Source organism: Arcobacter venerupis, assembly GCF_013201665.1.
GTDB classification, from domain to species: Bacteria; Campylobacterota; Campylobacteria; order Campylobacterales; family Arcobacteraceae; genus Aliarcobacter; species Aliarcobacter venerupis.
On sequence record NZ_CP053840.1, the window covers coordinates 2,667,246 to 2,687,995 of the forward strand.

General features: G+C 30.4%; 15 protein-coding genes and 5 tRNA genes. 3 read left to right on the forward strand and 17 right to left on the reverse strand.

The features are described 5' to 3' along the window. Window positions 1-100 precede the first annotated feature (100 nt). The 17 genes from rpoC to mraY form a co-directional block, all read right to left on the reverse strand. A complete protein-coding gene (gene rpoC, locus AVENP_RS13250) occupies window positions 101-4,624 on the reverse strand; it encodes a DNA-directed RNA polymerase subunit beta' (RefSeq protein WP_128359736.1) in 4,524 nt (1,507 codons plus the stop codon). Next, on the reverse strand, window positions 4,617-8,762 hold the full coding sequence (gene rpoB / locus AVENP_RS13255; RefSeq protein ID WP_128359737.1) for a DNA-directed RNA polymerase subunit beta: 4,146 nt from the start codon (window positions 8,760-8,762) through the stop codon (window positions 4,617-4,619). Before rpoB ends, rpoC begins: the two co-directional genes overlap by 8 nt. A 172-nt stretch (window positions 8,763-8,934) precedes the next feature. Next, entirely contained in the window at window positions 8,935-9,306 is a 372-nt protein-coding gene (gene rplL, locus AVENP_RS13260) for a 50S ribosomal protein L7/L12 (protein WP_128359738.1), read from the reverse strand. Window positions 9,307-9,353: 47 nt separating this feature from the next. Beyond that, complete coding sequence (rplJ, locus tag AVENP_RS13265) at window positions 9,354-9,842, reverse strand: 50S ribosomal protein L10 (RefSeq protein ID WP_128359739.1); 489 nt, start codon at window positions 9,840-9,842, stop codon at window positions 9,354-9,356. A 165-nt stretch (window positions 9,843-10,007) separates the two neighbouring features. Beyond that, the gene (gene rplA / locus AVENP_RS13270) at window positions 10,008-10,706 is read right to left on the reverse strand and encodes a 50S ribosomal protein L1 (RefSeq protein ID WP_128359740.1); all 699 of its coding nucleotides are present in this window, start codon (window positions 10,704-10,706) and stop codon (window positions 10,008-10,010) included. Window positions 10,707-10,783: 77 nt separating this feature from the next. Then, complete coding sequence (rplK, locus tag AVENP_RS13275; protein WP_128359741.1) at window positions 10,784-11,209, reverse strand: 50S ribosomal protein L11; 426 nt, start codon at window positions 11,207-11,209, stop codon at window positions 10,784-10,786. Window positions 11,210-11,308: 99 nt separating this feature from the next. Then, entirely contained in the window at window positions 11,309-11,839 is a 531-nt protein-coding gene (nusG, locus tag AVENP_RS13280) for a transcription termination/antitermination protein NusG (RefSeq protein ID WP_228201897.1), read from the reverse strand. Between the two features lie 7 nt (window positions 11,840-11,846). Next, window positions 11,847-12,029 carry a preprotein translocase subunit SecE gene (secE, locus tag AVENP_RS13285; RefSeq protein WP_172664320.1) on the reverse strand — a complete coding sequence of 61 codons (183 nt, stop codon included), beginning with the start codon at window positions 12,027-12,029 and terminating at the stop codon, window positions 11,847-11,849. A gap of 80 nt (window positions 12,030-12,109) precedes the next feature. Next, window positions 12,110-12,185: transfer RNA gene (locus tag AVENP_RS13290), tRNA-Trp, on the reverse strand. Window positions 12,186-12,228: 43 nt separating this feature from the next. After that, entirely contained in the window at window positions 12,229-12,387 is a 159-nt protein-coding gene (gene rpmG, locus AVENP_RS13295) for a 50S ribosomal protein L33 (RefSeq protein ID WP_165790421.1), read from the reverse strand. 18 nt (window positions 12,388-12,405) lie between these two features. Beyond that, window positions 12,406-13,614, reverse strand: coding sequence for an elongation factor Tu (gene tuf, locus AVENP_RS13300; RefSeq protein WP_128359744.1), 1,209 nt, complete (start codon window positions 13,612-13,614; stop codon window positions 12,406-12,408). A 220-nt stretch (window positions 13,615-13,834) separates the two neighbouring features. Next, window positions 13,835-13,911: transfer RNA gene (locus AVENP_RS13305), tRNA-Gly, on the reverse strand. A 10-nt stretch (window positions 13,912-13,921) separates the two neighbouring features. Next, window positions 13,922-14,006 (reverse strand) — tRNA-Tyr (locus AVENP_RS13310). 61 nt (window positions 14,007-14,067) lie between these two features. Next, window positions 14,068-14,144: transfer RNA gene (locus tag AVENP_RS13315), tRNA-Thr, on the reverse strand. Window positions 14,145-14,154: 10 nt separating this feature from the next. Continuing rightward, window positions 14,155-14,230, reverse strand: a tRNA-Phe gene (locus AVENP_RS13320). A gap of 42 nt (window positions 14,231-14,272) precedes the next feature. After that, a complete protein-coding gene (gene murD / locus AVENP_RS13325; protein ID WP_128359745.1) occupies window positions 14,273-15,445 on the reverse strand; it encodes a UDP-N-acetylmuramoyl-L-alanine--D-glutamate ligase in 1,173 nt (390 codons plus the stop codon). A 10-nt stretch (window positions 15,446-15,455) separates the two neighbouring features. Further along, a complete protein-coding gene (gene mraY / locus AVENP_RS13330) occupies window positions 15,456-16,517 on the reverse strand; it encodes a phospho-N-acetylmuramoyl-pentapeptide-transferase (protein ID WP_128359746.1) in 1,062 nt (353 codons plus the stop codon). A gap of 68 nt (window positions 16,518-16,585) precedes the next feature. On the opposite strand from mraY, the gene gpmI reads away from it, so the two are divergent. Genes gpmI through AVENP_RS13345 form a run of 3 tightly spaced genes read left to right on the forward strand, consistent with a single transcriptional unit; the run spans window position 16,586 to window position 20,741 of the window. Beyond that, window positions 16,586-18,061 carry a 2,3-bisphosphoglycerate-independent phosphoglycerate mutase gene (gpmI, locus tag AVENP_RS13335; protein WP_128359747.1) on the forward strand — a complete coding sequence of 492 codons (1,476 nt, stop codon included), beginning with the start codon at window positions 16,586-16,588 and terminating at the stop codon, window positions 18,059-18,061. Window positions 18,062-18,070: 9 nt separating this feature from the next. Continuing rightward, the gene (locus tag AVENP_RS13340) at window positions 18,071-18,766 is read left to right on the forward strand and encodes an ATP-binding cassette domain-containing protein (RefSeq protein WP_172664321.1); all 696 of its coding nucleotides are present in this window, start codon (window positions 18,071-18,073) and stop codon (window positions 18,764-18,766) included. A 1-nt stretch (window position 18,767) separates the two neighbouring features. Continuing rightward, the gene (locus AVENP_RS13345; RefSeq protein ID WP_128359748.1) at window positions 18,768-20,741 is read left to right on the forward strand and encodes a penicillin-binding protein 1A; all 1,974 of its coding nucleotides are present in this window, start codon (window positions 18,768-18,770) and stop codon (window positions 20,739-20,741) included. The last annotated feature ends 9 nt before the right edge of the window (window positions 20,742-20,750 follow it).

Sequence of the window (20,750 nt, forward strand, 5' to 3'; positions counted from 1 at the left end):
GCCAAGTTGACTCAAAAAATTCTAAGGCAATAAAGATTAAAAGTAATGAGATAAAATCCATTGTAAGAAAATCAATAGGGGAAAACCCTATTGATTAATATTAATGTTCAGAAAATTTAATTTTTTGGTTTTTGTATAGACCAGTTCCAACAGGAATTGTTCTACCAATAACAACATTTTCTTTTAAGTCTTCTAACATATCCATTTTAGCACTAATTGCAGCTTCTGTTAAAACTTTTGTAGTTTCTTGGAATGATGCAGCTGAAATAATAGAGTCAGATGTAACAGCAGCTCTTGTGATACCTAATAATAAAGGTTCAGCAATAGCAGGTTCTCCACCAAGTTTAATTATTTTTGCATTTTCAATTTTAAATCTTTTTTTAGAAACCATATCACCTACGATAAATTTAGTGTCTCCACCATCTAAAATTGAAACTTGTCTTAACATTTGAGAAGTAATTACCTCAATATGTTTATCCGCAATATTAACCCCTTGAGATCTGTACACTTGTTGTACTTCAGAAACAATAAAGTAATGAAGTGCTTTTTCACCAAGAATTCTTAATACATCATGTGGAGATATTTGTCCATCTGTTAATGCTTCACCAGCATGAACAAACTCCCCTTCATGTACTAAAACTTGTTTAGATTTCTCAACTAAATATTCTGTATTGTTACCAAGACCATCAGAAATTATGATTCTCTCTTTATTTCTTAATGGTTTACCAAAAGAAACAACACCATCAAATGATGCAAGAACTGCTATATTTTTTGGTCGTCTTGCTTCAAATAATTCAGATACTCTAGGAAGTCCCCCTGTAATATCTTTTGATTTTTGAGTTGCTTTTGGTGTTTTACCAATAATATCTGCAACTTCAACTCTTTTACCCTCTGCAACGTTTAATGAAGTTTTTGGGTCTAATGAATATCTAATAATCTCTTTATCATCAGTAGCTAAAATAATAGTCGGTTTATATCCACTTGGAATATACTCATTAACAACTAATTTTGAAGTTCCAGTTAATTCATCAAATTGTTCAGAAACAGTAACACCTGGAATAATATCTTCAAATGAGATAGTTCCTGCTTTTTCTGCAATTGTTGGATTTGCATATGGATCCCATTCTGCAATTACAACTTGTTCTGCAGTTTTAGGTGTTGTAATAATTGAATCTTTTTCAACTAAAGTGTTGTCATTTAATTCAATTAAAGAACCACGTGCAACATAATGTCTTAATGCTTCTCTATCTTCAGCATCAACAACTACTGCAAATACACCTTTTTCAGTAACTGTATCACCAGCTTTAATGTCTGATCTTCTTTCTAAATAGTCACCAGTTAATTTATAATATTTAACTGCACCTTTTGCACCTGAAATAATTTTAGATGTAATTGGAGCACCATCTTCAACTTTTAATTCAGAGGCAAATGGAATCCTATTTGGAATATTCCATCCATCTTTAATCATCTCAACGATAGACTCATTTTGTTCAACTTCAACACCATCTTTATATGGTAAGTATAGTTTACCTTCAATTTTTCCAGAAATACCTGCTAACTCATTTGCTTTAGCAACGTCATTTTTTCTTAAGAAATATTTTTTCTCTTCTTTACCATTTGAAATAGTTAGAATTGTTTCTTCATGTAAAGTTTCAACAGTAACTTTACCTTTAAATGGTGCATTAATTTTTGGTTCAACTAATAAAACACCAGCATTTCTTCTATTTGCAACAATAACTTTTCCGTCAGATTTAACATGTTTTTTAATGTTATAGTATCTAATGAAACCTTCTTTATCAGCTTTTAATTCTCTTTCAGTTTGAGTAGCACTTGCAGTTCCCCCAACGTGGAAAGTTCTAAGTGTCAGCTGTGTTCCTGGTTCCCCAATTGATTGAGCTGCAACAACTCCAACTGCTTCACCTGGTTTTGCTTTTCTTTGCTCACCAAGGTTTAGACCATAACATTTTGAACATAAACCATTTTCAACTTTACAAGTTAATGGAGTTCTAATTACTACTGATTTAACTTCTGCTTCAGTTACTAATTTAGCATCTTCTTCAGTTATTAATGTACCCTCTGCAAATAAAATCTCATTTGAAATTGGGTCAATAATATCTTCAGCAATAACTCTACCTGTGATTCTTTCTTCTAATGACTCAATTAATTCATTACCAGAAGTAATATCAGTGATTTCAATACCTTCATGTGTTCCACAATCTTCAACTGTAATTCTTACATTTTGAGAAACATCAATTAGTTTTCTTGTTAAGTAACCAGCATTTGCAGTTTTAAGTGCAGTATCGGCAAGACCTTTTCTAGCTCCGTGAGTTGAAATAAAGTACTCAAGTACATTTAGACCTTCTCTAAAGTTTGAAATAATTGGGGTTTCAATAATAGAACCATCTGGCTTAGCCATAAGTCCCCTCATACCTGATAACTGTCTAATTTGTGCAGCAGATCCCCTTGCTCCTGAGTCAGCCATCATATAAATAGAGTTAAATCCATTTTTATCAGATTTAACTAATTCCATCATTTCAGAACCAAGTCTGTTATTAACTTCTGTCCAAATATCAATAATTTTATTATATCTTTCTTGCTCAGTTAATAAACCTTGAGAGAATTGTTTTTGAACTTCAATAACTTCTTTTTTAGATTTAGCAATATGTCCAACTTTAGTCTCAGGAACTCTAATATCATCAATAGAAATTGAAATACCAGCTACTGTTGCATATCTAAAACCTAAATTTTTAAGGTTATCTAAGAATCTTGGAGTTACTTCATATCCACCATGTTTGTAAATATAATCAACTAAAATTCCAATATCTTTTTTCTTTAAAATTTTATTCCATAAATTATCAGGTACAAAACTTGGCAAAATTTCATGAATAATTAATCTTCCTACAGTTGTATGAATAACTTTATCATTTAATTTTGTTCTAATTTTTGCATGCAAATCAATTTTATTCATATCTAAGGCAATTTTTACTTCATTTACATCAGTAAATAATTTATGTTCACCTCTTACACCATCTTTTTCTAATGATAGATAATAAATACCTAAAATCATATCTTGTGATGGCACTGCAATTGCTCTACCAGATGCAGGAAGTAGAATATTCATTGAAGACATCATTAAAATTTTTGCTTCAGCAACTGCTTCTTGTGATAAAGGCACGTGAACTGCCATTTGGTCACCATCGAAGTCGGCATTGAAGGCAGCACAAACTAATGGGTGTAATCTAATTGCTTTTCCATCAATTAAAACTGGGTGGAAAGCTTGAATAGAAAGCTTATGTAGAGTTGGAGCTCTATTTAACATAATTGGATATTCATCAACGATTTCGTTTAAACATTCCCATACTTCATTTGCTTCTGATTCAATTAATCTTTTTGCAGCTTTTAAAGTTGTTGCATAACCTTTTTCTTCTAATTTAGCCATCAAATGTGGTTTAAATAACTCAAGAGCCATTTTTTTAGGAATACCACATTGGTCCATATTTAATGTAGGTCCAACAACAATTACAGATCTTCCAGAGAAGTCAACCCTTTTACCAAGTAAGTTTTGTCTGAATCGTCCTTGTTTACCTTTGATAATTTCTGATAAAGATTTTAAAGGTCTTTTATTTGCACCTTTAACAGCATTTGCAGTTTTACCATTATCAAATAAAGCATCTACAGCTTCTTGAAGCATTCTTTTTTCATTTCTAATAATGATTTCTGGAGCATCAAGTTCTGTTAATCTTTTTAATCTGTTGTTTCTGTTAATAACTCTTCTGTATAGGTCATTTACGTCAGATACAGCAAATTTTCCACCATCAAGTGAAACAAGAGGTCTTAAATCTGGTGGTAAAACTGGAAGTTGAGTAAGCATCATCCATTCTGGTTTATTTCCTGAATTTAAGAAATTTTCAACAACTTTTAATCTTTTAATTATGGTTTTTCTTTTTGCTTCTGATTTAGTAGAACCCATTTCTTCTTTTAAAACTGTTAATAATTCAAATAAATCAATAGTTTCTAATAAATCCCTTACAATTTGTCCACCCATACTTGCTTCAAAACCTGTGTGTTCAAATAAATCAGCAATAGTTCTGTATTGTTCTTCATTTAAAATATCATATTTTAAAACTTTTTTAGTTTTTTCATTATCATAATAAGCTTCACCAGCTTCATTTACGATATATGCTTCATAATATAATACTCTTTCTAAATCTTTTAATTTAACACCTAATAAAGTACCAATTCTTGTTGGAAGTGAGCTTACCATCCAAATATGAGCAACAGGAGATACTAAATCAATATGACCCATTCTATGTCGTCTAACTTTTGATGATGTTACTTCAACACCACATTTTTCACAAACAACACCTTTATATCTCATTTTTTTGTATTTACCACAAAGACATTCATAATCTTTTACAGGTCCAAAAATTTTAGCACAAAATAGACCATCACGTTCTGGTTTTAATGTTCTATAGTTGATTGTTTCAGGTTTCTTAACTTCTCCACAAGACCAAGAAAGGATTTTCTCAGGACTTGCAAGTCTTAATTGAAAAGCTGCAAAATCTTGCGGTCTTTCTAATTCTTTAATTTCAATAGGCTGTAACGTTCTTTCAGTTTTACTCATTGTTTTCTACCTCTCCAAAAATCTCTACATCTAAAGCAAGAGCTTTTAATTCTTTTGTTAATACGAAGAATGTTTCAGGAACACCTGAATTTGGAACATTTTCACCATTTGCGATTGCTCTATAAGCTCTTGTTCTTCCTTCAACATCATCTGATTTCGTTGTTAGCATCTCTTTAAGTACATTAGTTGCACCATAAGCTTCAAGAGCCCAAACTTCCATCTCTCCAAATCTTTGACCACCAAATAGAGCTTTTCCTCCAACTGGTTGTTGAGTTACTAAAGAGTAAGGACCAGTAGATCTTGCATGCACTTTTTCATCAACTAAGTGGTGAAGTTTAAGCATATACATGTAACCTACATTTACTCTTTCCATCATTTTATTACCAGTTTTTCCATCATAAAGAACACATTTTCCATCAGTATCAATTTTTGCTAATTCAAATAATTTAACAAATTCTTCTTCTTTAACACCATCAAAAATTTGTGTAGCAAATCTAACACCTTTTGTCCAGTCTTGTCCATATTTAATTAAGTCATCATCACTTAATGCATCCATAAATGCTTTACCATTCATAAGTTTTGCAACAGATGCAATTTCAGTCATTTTAGCTCTAAGTTCAGTAACAAAATCAGCTTTTTTAGCATCAAATATCTCTTGAATTTGTGCTCCTAATCTTTTACCAACTAATCCTAAGTGAACTTCTAAGATTTGTCCAATATTCATCCTAGATGGAACCCCAAGTGGGTTAAGAATAACGTCAACCGTTGAACCATCTTCTAAGTAAGGCATATCAACTTTAGGAACGATGTTAGAAACGATACCTTTGTTCCCATGTCGTCCAGCCATTTTATCCCCAACTTTGATTTTTCTCTTAGTTGCAATATAAACTTTAACTTGTTTAATTACACCAGAAGATAAGATATCATCGTGTTCTAAAACTTGAAGTTTTTCTTCATGTTCATCTCTTAAATGAGCTTTTTGTTTAATGAAATGTTCTTTAATATCATTATAAGTTTTTTCAATCTCTTTTGGATAAGAAGAAACAACTTTTTTCATTGCAAATCTATTTACATTTAATAATACATCTTCAGGTAATGTTTCACCTTTGTTGTATGTAACGTCATCTAACTCTAAATCTTTAATTAAATTTGATTTTAATAATAAGTCATTAATTTTTAAAATCTCTTCTCTATCAAGCATTAATAATTTGTCATGGTGTTTTAAATCTAATTCAGCTTTTTCTGATGCAATTTCAGCGACTGCTCTTTCATCTTTTTCATAACCTTTTTTAGTAAACACTTTTACATCAACAACTGTACCTTCCATTGATGTTGGACAAACTAATGATTTATTAATAACATGTCCAGCTTTTTCACCAAAAATTGCTCTTAATAATCTCTCTTCAGGAGTTGGTTTAATTTCACCTTTTGGAGTAACTTTTCCAACTAAAATCATTCCTGATTTTACAAATGTACCAATTTTAACGATTCCTGAATTATCTAAGTGAGTAATTGACTCTTCTTTAACACCTGGTAAATCTCTAGTTATTTCTTCATTACCATGTTTTAATTCTCTACACTCAACTTCTTTTTCATAAATATGAACAGATGTAAATGCATCTTCTTCAATTAATCGCTCAGAAAGGATAATAGCATCTTCATAGTTATATCCATTCCATGGCATAAACGCTACCATTGCATTAACACCAACTGCAAGTTCACCTTTATCCATTGAAGGACCATCAGCAATTACTTGACCTTTAGATACAAATTCACCCTCAGTTACAGCAATTCTTTGTCCAAATGAAGTGTTATTATTAGTTCTTACATTTTTATTTACTGAATAATGATCAATGAAAGCACCGTTTGTATCTTCACCTCTAACATAAATATTTTTTGCATCAGCTTTTTCAACAAGTCCTGCTCTATTAGCTTTAATTGCTTCCCATGCATCTCTAGCAACTGTTTTTTCTAAACCAGTTCCAACAACAGGTGCATTTGGTCTTAATAATGGAACAGCTTGTCTCATCATATTTGAACCCATAAGTGCTCTGTTGGCATCATCATGTTCTAAGAATGGAATTAAAGAAGCCGCAACCCCCATAACCATTTGAGAAGAAATATCAATTAAATCAATTTTACCTTTTTCAACTAATAAAATTTCTCCATCTTGTCTAGCTTCTGTTAAAGACTCAATGATTTTTCCATTTTCGTCAACTTTAGTTGATCCTGGAGCAATTACTAACCCCTCTTCCTGAGTAGCTGTGTAATATTTGATTTCATCAGTTACTACACCATCAACAACAGTTTTATAAGGAGCTTCAATAAATCCTAATTCATTTACTTTTGAAAAAGTAGATAAAGTATTGATAAGACCAATATTTTGTCCCTCTGGAGTTTCAACTGGACAAATTCTTCCGTAGTGTGTTGCATGAACGTCTCTTACTTCAAATCCAGCTCTCTCTTTTACAAGTCCACCTTCACCAAGTGCAGAAAGTCTTCTTTTATGAGTCACTTCTGATAATGGATTTGTTTGGTCCATAAATTGAGATAATTGTCCTGAAGTAAAGAATTCAGTAATTGTTGATGTAATCATTTTAGAGTTAACTAAATCATGTGGCATAATATCTTCTAATGTACCAGATAAAGTAGTCATTTTATCTCTAATTGCTTTTTGCATTTTGATTAAACCAGCATGTAATTCATTTGCTAACAGTTCACCAATTGCTCTAATTCTTCTGTTACCTAAGTGATCTCTATCATCAATATGACCGTGACCAGATTTTACTTTTACTAGGTATTGAACAGTTTTAATAACATCTTCATAAGTTAAAGTTGTCACATATTCTGGAACATTTACACCAAGTTTGTGGTTCATTTTCATTCTTCCCACTTTTGTTAAATCATATCTTTCTGGATCAAAGAATAATTTTTTAACAAACTCTTTTGCAGCTTCTTTAGTAACTGGCTCACCTGGTCTCATAACTTTATAAATTCTGATTGCTGATAAATCATTTTCATCATCAATTTGTTCAGTTTGTTTTAATAATTTTAAAGATTCAACATCAGCTTTAAATGCATTAATGATAGAGTTATCAATCCCTGTAGCTAAATCATTTGCAATATCGAATGATTCAAATCCTAAATCTAAAAGTTTTTTTAATTTTAATTCATCAAGATTAGTCAATGCATCAAATAAAACTTCTCCAGATTCTGGATCATAAATTGTATTTGAAGTATATCTATCCATTAATTGTTCTAATGGATATTCAATTAATTTAAGACCACCATCAATTAAAGCTTTAGCTTTTCTAGCTGTTAATCTTTTTCCAGCACCAATAACTAAATTACCTTTATCATCTTTAACATCATATTCAATTCTTCCCATAAAATCATCAGGGTTGAATTCAGTTAAAAATTTATTACTTTTAATTTTGATATTTACTATTGGGTAGAATAATTTGATAATATCTTCTTTAGAGTAACCTAATGCTCTAAATAAAATTGTAACAGGAACTTTTCTTCTTTTATTTATTCTTACATATAACACATCTTTTGAATCATATTCAAAATATAACCAAGAACCTCTATCTGGAATAATTTGTCCAGTATAAATTAGTTTATTATCAGCAGTATTTGATTCTTCTTCTTTAAAGATAACACCAGGAGATCTGTGTAATTGATTTACAACAACTCTTTCAACTCCATTAACAATAAAAGAAGTTCTATCAGTCATTAAAGGAATTTCTCTAATGAATAAAGATTGCTCTTTCATATCTTTAACACCGATTTTTTCACCAGTTTTTTCGTCTAAATCCCATAGTGTCAATCTAATATTAATTTTAAGAGGAATTGAATAAGTAAGACCTCTAACCATTGATTCTCTAACATCATATTTAGGTTTACCTACTTCTGAGCCTAGGTAGTCAAGTGTAATTCGGTTTTGTACATCATGAATAGGGAAAATAGATTTAAATACTTTTTCAATCCCAGCAGCAGTTCTATCATCTTGACCAATCATTAAGAAAGTATCATATGAAGTTTGTTGTAGTTGTAATAAGTTTGGAATTTCAATTTGTTGTGGATTTTTTGCAAAATCAACTCTAAGTCTATTACCAGATTTTAAAGAGTTTAACATTGTCGGCCTTGTTATAAAATTTGGTTAAGTTTTGCTTTTTATATTAGTATAAAGCACAAAAGCATCCATAAAGGATAGGGTTAAAATTTCAAAAAATTTTAACCTTAACCTTCAAAGATGCTAATCTTTATGCAGGACAAAAGCCCTGCATATCAATCATAATTACGAATAATTATTTAATTTCTACTTTTGCACCAGCAGCTTCTAATGCAGCTTTTGCAGCTTCAGCATCTTCTTTAGAAATACCTTCTTTAATTGTTGAAGGAGTTTCTTCAGCAGCAGTTTTTGCTTCTTTTAATCCTAAACCAGTTAATGCTCTAATTTCTTTAATAACATTAATTTTTTTGTCACCTGCATCTAAGATAACAACATCAAATTCAGTTTTTTCCTCAACAGCTTCAACAGCTGCTACAGCACCACCAGCAACCGCAACAGGTTGTGCAGATACTCCAAATTTTTCTTCGAATTGTTTTACTAATTCAGATAACTCTAATACTGATAAACCAGAGATGTATTCTAATACGTCTTCTTTAGAAATTGCCATTTCTTTTCCTTTTAATTTTATTTTAAATTTATTAATAGCTTAAATAATTAAGCTGCTTCTTCTTCTTTTTTCTTTCTAAGTGCGTCAAGTCCGATAGTAAAGTTTGTAACAGGTGCCATCCAAGTAGCTGCAAGCATACCAAGAAGTTGTTCTCTAGATGGTAATTTAGCGAATGCATTAACTGTATCAAAATCTGCAACTTTACCTTCAATAATACCTGATTTAATAACAAATTTTTCTTTATTTGCAGTTGCAAATTTATCTGCAACTTTACAAGCTGAAATTTGATCTGCAGACCATAAGAAAATATTTGTACCAGTTAATTCAACATCACCTAATTCTGCATTTTTTACAGCAACTGTAACTAATGTATTTTTAGCAACTTGAACTTTAGTATCATTTACTCTTGCTTCTTTTCTTAAGATTTCTAACTCTTTATGAGTAAGACCTTTATAGTCACATACAACGATTGCTAAAGAGTTTTTGAACTCACCTGTTAATGAATCAATAATTTCTGATTTTTGTTGTTTAGTCATTTTTTCTCCTCCCTTCAAAACATCGACTTAGGCGGGACTTACAAGAAACGGAGGTGTCTCTTACCAGCTGTCTTCAGTTTTATTTCAGTGCTTTGAATAACACTCAATAATAAAGAAATAGTTCTTTATTATTGAATGCTAAAAAAAAATTAGATAAGGAAGACCTTATCTAATTTCCATTATTTCCATATTATCAATAATAATTGATGGGCTCATAGTTAGCGATATAGCTGCATTAGCAATATATCTACCTTTTGCAGTTGAAGGCTTAGCTTTATTAATTGCAGCAATAAATGCTGCAGCATTTTCTCTAAGAGCTTCAGCAGAAAATGAAACTTTTCCAATTCCAGCTTGCATATTACCTTTTTTATCAACTCTATATGTAACTTGACCACCTTTTGCATCATTAACAGCTTTAGTAACATCCATCGTTACTGTACCTGTTTTAGGATTAGGCATTAAACCTTTTGGCCCTAAAATTCTACCAACTTTTCCTACAATTCCCATACAATCAGGAGTTGCGATTAAAACATCAAAATTAATGTTTCCAGCTTGAATAGCTTCAGCTAAATCATCATTTCCAACAACATCAGCACCTGCAGCTTTTGCTTCATCCATTTTTAAACCTTTAGCAAATACTGCAACTCTAACAGTTTTACCAGTTCCATTTGGAAGTACAACAGCACCTCTAATCATTTGGTCAGCATGTCTTGGATCTACATTTAATTTAAGTGCAATTTCAACACTTTCATCAAATTTAGCTGATTTTAACTCTCTTACACTTGTACAAGCATCCGTTAAAGAATATTTTCTATCTTCAATTTTTTCAGTTAGTGCTTTGTATCTTTTTGAAATTTTTGCCATTATTATCTCCGCAATTTATATTATTTTGCTACCGCCATTATTGAGTCTGGTGGTAAGACTTAAACCAAAACAGAATATTATAATTCTGTTTCGATACCTATTGATCTAGCTGAACCAGCAACAATTCTTGCTGCCGCTTCTTTATCATCTGTATTTAAATCTTTGATTTTCATATCAACGATTTCCATAATTTGATCCCTAGATAATTTACCAATTTTTTGTTTAAGCGGATTGCTTGAACCTGATTTAATACCAGCAACTTTTTTTATTAAATCTGTCATTGGTGGTTGTTTTACTTCGAATGTAAAACTTTTATCAGTATAAACTGTAATAACAACTGGTAATCTAAACCCAGCTTTATCTTTAGTTTTTTCATTAAAAGCTTTACAAAACTCCATTATATTAACACCTCTTTGACCTAGTGCTGGTCCAACTGGTGGTGATGGGTTTGCAGCACCTGCAGGTATCTGTAATTTGATTAGACCTTGAATTTTTTTAGCCATGCTATTCCTTTATCAATTTTTTAATGATTAGACATTAGGCAAGAAAACTATTTACAAGAAGCTAGTTTTTTTGCCTAATGCCTACAATTACTTTTTAAATCAAACTACTCTTTCAACCTGAGTATATGAAATTTCAACTGGCGTATTTCTACCAAAAATAGAAACATTTAATTTTAATAATCCAGAAACCATATCAAAATCTTCTACTAAACCATTAAAATTAGAGAATGGACCCTCATTAATTCTAACCATTTCACCCTCTTCAAATGAAACTTTTGGTTTTGCTGCTGCTCTATTTTTAACTTTTTCCAAAATTAAATTAATATCTTTATCTGATAATGCAGTTGGTTTTTTTGATTCACCAATGAATCTTCCAACTTTTGGCATTGATTGAATTCTATGCCATAATCCAGTATCTAAATCTATTCTAGCAAATGCATATGCTGGATATAAAGGTCTTTCAACAATAGATTTTTTACCTTTTTTAATTTCAATTAAATCTTCAGTAGGTACTAATACATCTGATATTCTATCATCAGCCATTTCTTCCGATAATTGTAATAAAGCTTTTTTAACTGATAACTCACTACCTGAATAAGTTTGAATTGCATACCATTTATGTGCCATAATTACTTCCTTAGTTAATAATTGAAGATAAGCTTAATGACATTATTCCATCAATTAAAGCTAAAAATAAAGTTATTACAGTAACAACAATAAAAACAGATAAATATGCAGATCTAATTTGCTCTTTAATAGGGAAAATAACTTTTAGTAATTCTGATTTTGCATTTTGATAGTAATTTTTAACTCTATTCACACTTACTCCATTTTGATTGCTATTATATTTAATAAATTCTTTCAAAAAAAGAGATCTACTTCTTTTAAAAAAATTTAAAGTGGCAGGCCAGGAGGGACTCGAACCCACAACCATCGGATTTGGAATCCGGCGCTCTACCATTGGAGCTACTGACCTATGTTTAAATGAACTTATGGCTTTTCAACCATAAGTTCAAAAATTATGATTTAAGTTTCACTTCTTTGTGTAAAGTGTGTTTCTTTAATCTTGGGCTATATTTTTTAACTTCAAACTTTTCAGTATGAGTTTTTGGATTTTTCCAAGTAGTATAGTTAATATCACCATTCTCTTGACATTTTAATCCGATTTTAATTCTAATGTTTGCCATTATAAATCCTTATTCAATGATTTCAGCAACAACTCCAGCACCTACAGTTCTACCACCTTCTCTAATAGCAAACTTTGTACCTTTGTCTAGAGCGATTGGAGCAACTAATTCAACCGTCATTTCTACGTTATCACCTGGCATAACCATTTCAGTACCTTCTGGTAAAGTACAAGAACCTGTTACGTCTGTTGTTCTTACGTAAAATTGTGGTCTATATCCTGAGAAGAATGGAGTATGTCTACCACCTTCATCTTTAGAAAGAATATACACTTCACATCTAAATTTAGTATGTGGAGTAATAGTTTTAGGTTTACATAAAACTTGTCCTCTTTCTACGTCTTCTTTTTTAATACCTCTTAAAAGAATACCACAATTATCTCCAGCTTGACCTTGTTCCATTTCTTTTCTGAACATTTCAACACCAGTTACAGTAGTTGTTTTTGTATCAGAGAATCCAACGATTTCAATAGTTTCACCAATTTTAATTGTACCTTTTTCAATTCTTCCAGTAACAACTGTTCCTCTTCCTGAGATAGAGAATACATCTTCAACTGGCATTAAGAAATCTTGGTCAACATCTCTTTCTGGAGTTGGGATATATGAATCAACAGCATCCATTAATGCAATAATTTTTTCTCCCCAAACACCAATAGAACCAGCCTTAGCTTCTTCTAATGCTTTAAATGCAGAACCTGCAACGATAGGAGTATCATCACCTGGGAAATCGTAAGTAGATAATAATTCTCTAACTTCCATTTCTACAAGTTCTAACATTTCTTCTCTATCTTCATCATCTAATTGATCTTCTTTATTTAAGAAAACAACGATGTATGGAACACCTACTTGTTTAGATAATAAAATGTGTTCTCTTGTTTGAGCCATAGGACCATCAGTTGCTGCAATAACAATAATAGCACCATCCATTTGAGCAGCACCAGTAATCATATTTTTAACGTAATCGGCATGGCCTGGACAATCAACGTGAGCGTAGTGTCTAGTTTTTGTTTCATACTCAATATGAGAAGTAGCAATTGTAATTCCTCTTTCTCTTTCTTCTGGTGCATTATCGATTTGATCGTAATCCATCATAGTTCCACCATCTCTTACAGATAATACTGCCGAGATTGCTGCTGTTAATGTAGTTTTACCGTGGTCAACGTGACCGATTGTACCGATATTAACGTGCGGTTTATTTCTTGAAAACTTTTCTTTTGCCATAGAATTCCCCTTCTAAATTTTGGTTATTGCCCTCTGAGTAGATAAGCCCATTTGGCTTCTCTATTCAGAGGGGATTTAATTATTTAAATTACACAATAAAATTGTGTGCGTATTATATTTAAAAAATACTGAAAAAAACTTTAATGGAAGATATAATATATATTAAGAGTTATAAAAAAATTGTGCTTATAACTCAGCTCCCAGTAATCAATAAAATAAATGGAGCGGGAGACGAGACTCGAACTCGCGACAGTCTGCTTGGAAGGCAGAAGCTCTAGCCAACTGAGCTACTCCCGCAACATTTGCGTGGTGGTGAGAGAAGGATTCGAACCTTCGAAGCCGTAGGCGGCGGATTTACAGTCCGCAGGATTTGACCACTCTCCAACCTCACCGTTGAAAAATATTATTGTTCTGGTCAAGCGCTGTTCTTTAGAAAGAAGACGCAGGACAAAATGGAGCTGGTGAAGGGAGTCGAACCCCCGACCTGCTGATTACAAATCAGCTGCTCTAGCCAACTGAGCTACACCAGCATCCACAAAATGGTGGTTCGAGACAGAATCGAACTGTCGACACAAGGATTTTCAATCCTTTGCTCTACCGACTGAGCTATCGAACCTATGCAAATTGGAGTGAGATTATACAAATTAAATTATTAATATTAACTTAAAGAATATACTAAATTTTTAAATTCATCGCCTCTATGAGCATACGACATAAATTGATCTAATGATGCAGCAGCAGGAGATAACATTGCTACTGAATTTTCTTCTAAAATTAAGTCTATTTTTTCTATTGCTATATTAAGAAATGTACAACTTTCAACATTGATTTTATATTCTTTGCAATATTTCACAATTTTTTCAGTATTACTTCCTATTGCATAAACATTAATATCTAATGTCTTTATATTCTCAAAAAGTGGAAGTAAATTGGCACCTTTATCATCTCCACCTAATATTATATGTATATTTTTATCTTTATATGGAACTATTGCATTTATCGTGGCATCAACGTTTGTTGCTTTACTATCATCAATCCATAGTCTATTTTTACTATCTTTAAACTCTTCAACCTTATGTTTATCAATTACAAATTCGTTTATTAACTCATAATCAATTTCATCAAATATGATTTTTCTTGTTGCAATTGATAAAATTGCATCTAATAAAAATGGTTCTTTAAATTTAATTTTTGTTTTATCAATATTAAAATGTTTACATAAATCATCACTATTTTCATATGTAATCAAATGTGCATTAGTTTTAATATCTTTAAATTCACTTGGAATTATTGCTATTTCATTTTCATTCATTAAAGATAATGGCTTTAATTTTGCATTTTTATATTCTTCGAAAGATCCATGCCATGTAATGTGATCTTCAGAAATAGGAAGTAAAATATAAATATTTGGTTTCGTTTTATTTGTATAATGTAAAGTAAAAGATGAAGTCTCTAATATCCAAATAGGTGCTTTTTCATCTAAATGACTAAGAGGAACACCAATATTTCCGCCATAAATTGCTTTATACTCTTTTAATAAGTGTTGACACATTTGTGTAGTAGTTGTTTTCCCATTTGTTCCTGAAATCCAAATTGAAAAAGGCATTACAGATGCAAATAAATCATAATCGCTAATTAAATTTTTAGAATTTAATATCATTTTATTATAAGGTGGAATTCCTGGACTTACAACTGTATATTCATTTGAATTTAAATCATATTCATTAAAATCGTTATCATCATATAGTATTGCATTAGGAAATTTATCTTTTAGTGCAAGTGCAGTGATACCTTTTCCTAAAATTCTAATTCTTTCATTTTTTGTAATCATTATTTAATCTTTATCTGATTTTTAAACTTAATAGAGCAAGTAAGTTTGTCATAAATGCAATAATCCAAAATCGCACAATAATCTTATTTTCTTTCCAACCTTTTTTTTCAAAATGATGATGAATTGGAGCCATTAAAAACACTCTTTTTTGTCTTAATTTATAAGATCCAACTTGTAATATCACTGATACTGTTTCTAATACGAATATAAATCCTATTGCTAATAAAAGTAATTCTGATTTTGCAACTATTGCCATATATCCCATAAATGCTCCTAAAGGTAAAGAGCCAGAATCTCCCATAAATACTTCTGCTGGATGAGAGTTAAACCATAAAAATGCAATTAATGCTCCACAAATTGCACTTCCCATTACAGCTAATTCACCTGCTATTTGAATACTTGGTAATAATAAATATGATGAGAATATTGCATGACCTGTAATATAAACTAACACAGAAAGTGAAACAAATGCCATAATTGAGGGAACTGTTGCTAATCCATCTAGTCCATCTGTTAAATTTACTGCATTTGATGAAGCTACAATAACCATCATCCATAATACTATTGCAAACACTCCCATATCAAATAAAGGAAGTTTATAAAAAGGTGTATATAATTCTGTTGTATGTGAATAGTAATAAAGAGTAAAACCTACAATAAATGCACAGAAAAATTGTAATACAAGTTTAGCTCTTGCACTCAATCCTGCTGAGTTTTTCTCTTTTGAAATTTTTGAATAGTCATCTTGAATACCAATGAATGAGAAAAGAGCTAAGGTTGTTAATCCACCAACCACATAAAAATTACTTAATTTAGCTGTTAAAAGTGTTGCAATTATGGTAGAGAAGATGAAAACTACCCCGCCCATTGTTGGTGTTCCAGCTTTTGCTTGATGAGATTCTGGTGCATGTTCATAAATTGGTTGTGAGGCTTTTTTATTTTTTGCCCAAGCAATAAATTTTGGCATTAAATACATTGTTAAAACAAAAGCAATAAAAAAACTAATTCCAGCTCGCACTGAAATATATTGAAAGATATTAATCTCTAGATGTCTATAGAACCAATAAAACAAACTTAAACCTTGATTTTGATATAATATGCGCGATTATAATATATTATACTTTTTAAAAGGTTTAAATCATGACAAATAAAACACTACTTATAATAACTGATGGAATAGGACACAACTCTTCAGATAAATTTAATGCTTTTGCTAGTGCCAAAACTCCAACATATGATTATTTATTCAAAAATGCTCCTTATTCATTAATTCATACTTATGGAAAATTTGTTGGTCTTCCTGATGGGCAAATGGGAAATAGTGAAGTGGGACACATGACTATTGGAAGTGGTAGAATCTTATATCAAGATCTAGTAAAAATAAATATTGCTATTGAAAATGACACTTTAAAAGATAATACAATTTTTAAAAATATTTTAGATACATCTAATAATATTCATTTAATTGGACTTTTAAGTGATGGAGGAGTTCATTCACATATTGATCATATAATTGCAATGGCAAAAATTGCAAAAAATTCTAATAAAAAAGTTTTTATCCATATAATTACAGATGGAAGAGATGTTGCTCCTGATTGTGCGGAAATTTATATTAATCAAATTCTTAATATCTGCGATGAAGATATTAAGATTGCAACTATTTCTGGAAGATATTACACTATGGATAGAGACAATAGATGGGACAGAGTAAAAAAAGGTTATGATGTAATTGCTTTTGCCCAACCTTCAACATCAACTAATGTTTTAACTTATATTGATAATTTATATAAGAATAAAATTTTTGATGAATTTATTACTCCTACAGCTTTTGATAAATATGAAGGACTAAAACAGAATGATGGAATAATCTTTTGTAATTTTAGAAGTGATAGAATGAGAGAAATTTCATCTGTATTTGTTAATAAAGAATTCGCAGAATTCCCTACTTTTAAAGATTCTTTAAATCTTGCAACTATGACACAGTATGATAAAAACAATCCTATTGATGTTTTATTCCCAAAAGATGCACCAATTAATACATTAGCTGAAGTTATTTCAAATGCTGGATTATCTCAACTTCACACAGCTGAAACTGAAAAATATGCCCATGTTACATTTTTCTTTAATGGAGGAATTGAAGAACCTTTATTAAATGAAACTAGAGTTTTAATTCCATCACCTGCTGTAGCAACGTATGATTTACAACCTGAAATGTCAGCTCCACAAGTTGGAACTGCTGTTAGAACTGCTATGAATGAACAAATAGACTTTATTGTTGTAAATTTTGCAAATGGAGATATGGTTGGACATACTGGTATTTTTGATGCAGCTGTAAAAGCGGTTGAAGCCGTTGATTATGAACTTGGATTAATTTTAGAAACTGCTAAAAAAGAGAATTATAATATTATATTGACATCTGATCATGGAAATTGTGAAATGATGAAAGATGAAGATGGAAATACTTTAACAAACCATACAGTTGGGGATGTTTACTGTTTTGTTATTGCAAATAATGTTAAAGTTGTTAGAACAGGAAGTTTAAATAATATAGCTCCAACTGTATTAAAACTGATGAATTTAGAAATCCCTCAAGAGATGGATGAACCATTAATATAAAGAAAAACTGTGTTAAATATTAATATAAAAAAATTAGAAATAAAAAGCAATGAAAAAAAGCTAGTTGATATATCTTTTGATATGTCAACGTCTACAGCACTAATTGGTGAAAGTGGAAGCGGAAAATCATTGACTTTAAAAGCTTTATTAAATCTACTTCCCTCGACACTTGAAATAAATAAAGATATTGATTCAAATTTTGAGCTAAATTATCATACAATAGGTTTCATTCCACAAAATCCATTTACATCATTATCAACAATGACAAGAATTAAAAATCAATTTTTTTGTAGTGATGAAAAAAAAGAAGAAGTTTTAAATTTAGTTAGTCTTGATAAAAGTGTATTAAAAAAATTTCCTTCACAATTAAGTGGAGGACAAATTCAAAGGGTTGTTATTGCAATTGCATTAAGTCGTGATGTAAAATTGTTATTGCTAGATGAACCAACAACTGCGTTAGATGAAGAAAATAAAAACAATATTATAGATTTAATTAATGAGATTAAAGATAGATTGAATATATTAATTTTATTTGTAACTCACGACATAAATTCGATAAAAACAATTTGTGAAAATATAATAATTTTAAAAAATGGAGAGATAATCGAAAAAGGTTTAACAAATGATATTTTATCAGCACTTAAAGAAGATTACACAAAAAGATTAATTAATTCAACATTTAAAAATAAAACTTTTAGGACATAATATGATGAAATATATTTTTGGTTTATTAATTATTTTAGGATTAGCAGCAGCTGGTTGGCTATATAATTTATATGATGAAATAAAACATGACATTGATGTAGTTGTGAACTACACACCAAAACAAAGTACTCAATTTTTCGACAGAAATGGAAAAGTAATAGCAAATACTTTCAAAGATGAAAATAGAGAATATGTAAAATATGATGATATTCCTGCAAGAATTATTGAAGGATTAGTTGCAATTGAAGATACTCAATTTTTTGAACATCATGGTATTAATCCAGATGCAATAAGTCGTGCGATAATAAAAGACATAAAAGCTGGTGGATTTGTTGAAGGTGCAAGTACTTTAACTCAGCAATTAATTAAAATGTTAATTCTAACAAGAGAAAAGAAATTGTTAAGAAAAGTTAAAGAAGCACTTCTAGCTATTAGACTTGAAACCGTTCTAACAAAAGAAGAAATTTTAGAAAGATATTTAAACCATGTATATTTTGGACATGGTTATTATGGAATCAAAACAGCAGCAAAAGGATACTTTAATAAAGATTTATATGAATTATCTTTAAAAGAGATGGCTATTTTAGTAGGACTACCAAGAGCTCCTAGTTTTTACGATCCTACAAGAAATTTAAAAATTTCACTAGCACGGGCAAACCAAGTTATAACAAGATTAAATACATTAGGTTGGATAAATAAAGAACAATATGAAAGTTCAATGAAAGAAACTCCTGTAATTTATAATCAAAGTTTAACAAAAAATTTAGCTCCCTATGCAGTTGATTATGCAATTAGTTTATTAAGTAATGATATTCCAGATATTTTATACGGTGGATATAAAGTTTATTTAACTATTGACTTAGATGCTCAAGAAATTGCACAAAATAGTTTAAAAGATGCATATGAGGAAGCATTAAAAAGAGATTTAGATTTTAGAAAAAGAGAAAATAAACCTAATGATGACTCTTATGTAAAAGAGTTAAATGGTGCACTGGTTTCAATGGAAAATAATTCTGGAAAAATTTTAGCTTTATGTGGTGGAATTGATTATAATCAATCAATGTTTAATAGAGCTTTTCAATCAAAAAGACAAGCAGGAAGTTCAATTAAACCTTTCTTATACCAAGTTGCATTAGATAATGGATACAATCCTGCCTCACAATTAATTGATATATCAAGAACATATAATTATACAGTTGGTGGTGTTGAGAAAAAATGGCAACCAAAAAATTATGGTGGAAAATTTGAAGGAATTGTAAGTTTAAAAGAGTCATTAACAGATTCACGAAATTTATCTACTTTGAATTTAGTAACTGATGTTGGAATTGATACAGTAATCAAAGGATTAAATAATTATGGATTTAAAGATATTCCTAATAATCTTTCTATTACTCTTGGTTCAATGAGTGTTTCATTAATTGATTATAGTGAAGCTTATAGTATGTTCTCAAATGCAGGTACTCAAGTTAAACCTTATATAATAGAACAAATTGTAAATCAAAGTGGTAACACAGTAACTTTTGGTCCACAAACAAAAGAAATAGACAAACCAGAACAAATATATTTAATGACTACTATATTAAATAATGTTGTAAATAATGGTACAGGGAAAAATGCACAAGTTCCAGGTATAGAAATAGCTGGAAAAACTGGAACAACAAATGACAATATTGATGGATGGTTTTGCGGATATTCACCATCAATTCAAACTATAATTTGGTTTGGTAATGATAATAATACTCCAATGAGAAGAACAGAAACTGGTGGAAGAATTGCAGGTCCTGCATTTTCAAACTTTTATAAAAAATATATGGAAATACATCCTGAAATTCCTAGAACTTTTGTAATGCCTTCAAATGTTTATACATCAAATATTAATGGTAGAGATGAACTTTATACAGATATGTCTCCTCTTCCTGATGTGGAATTTCAAGCTGAGCCACAAAACTCTGGGCAAGAAGTTCTAGATTTTTAATGATTAGTT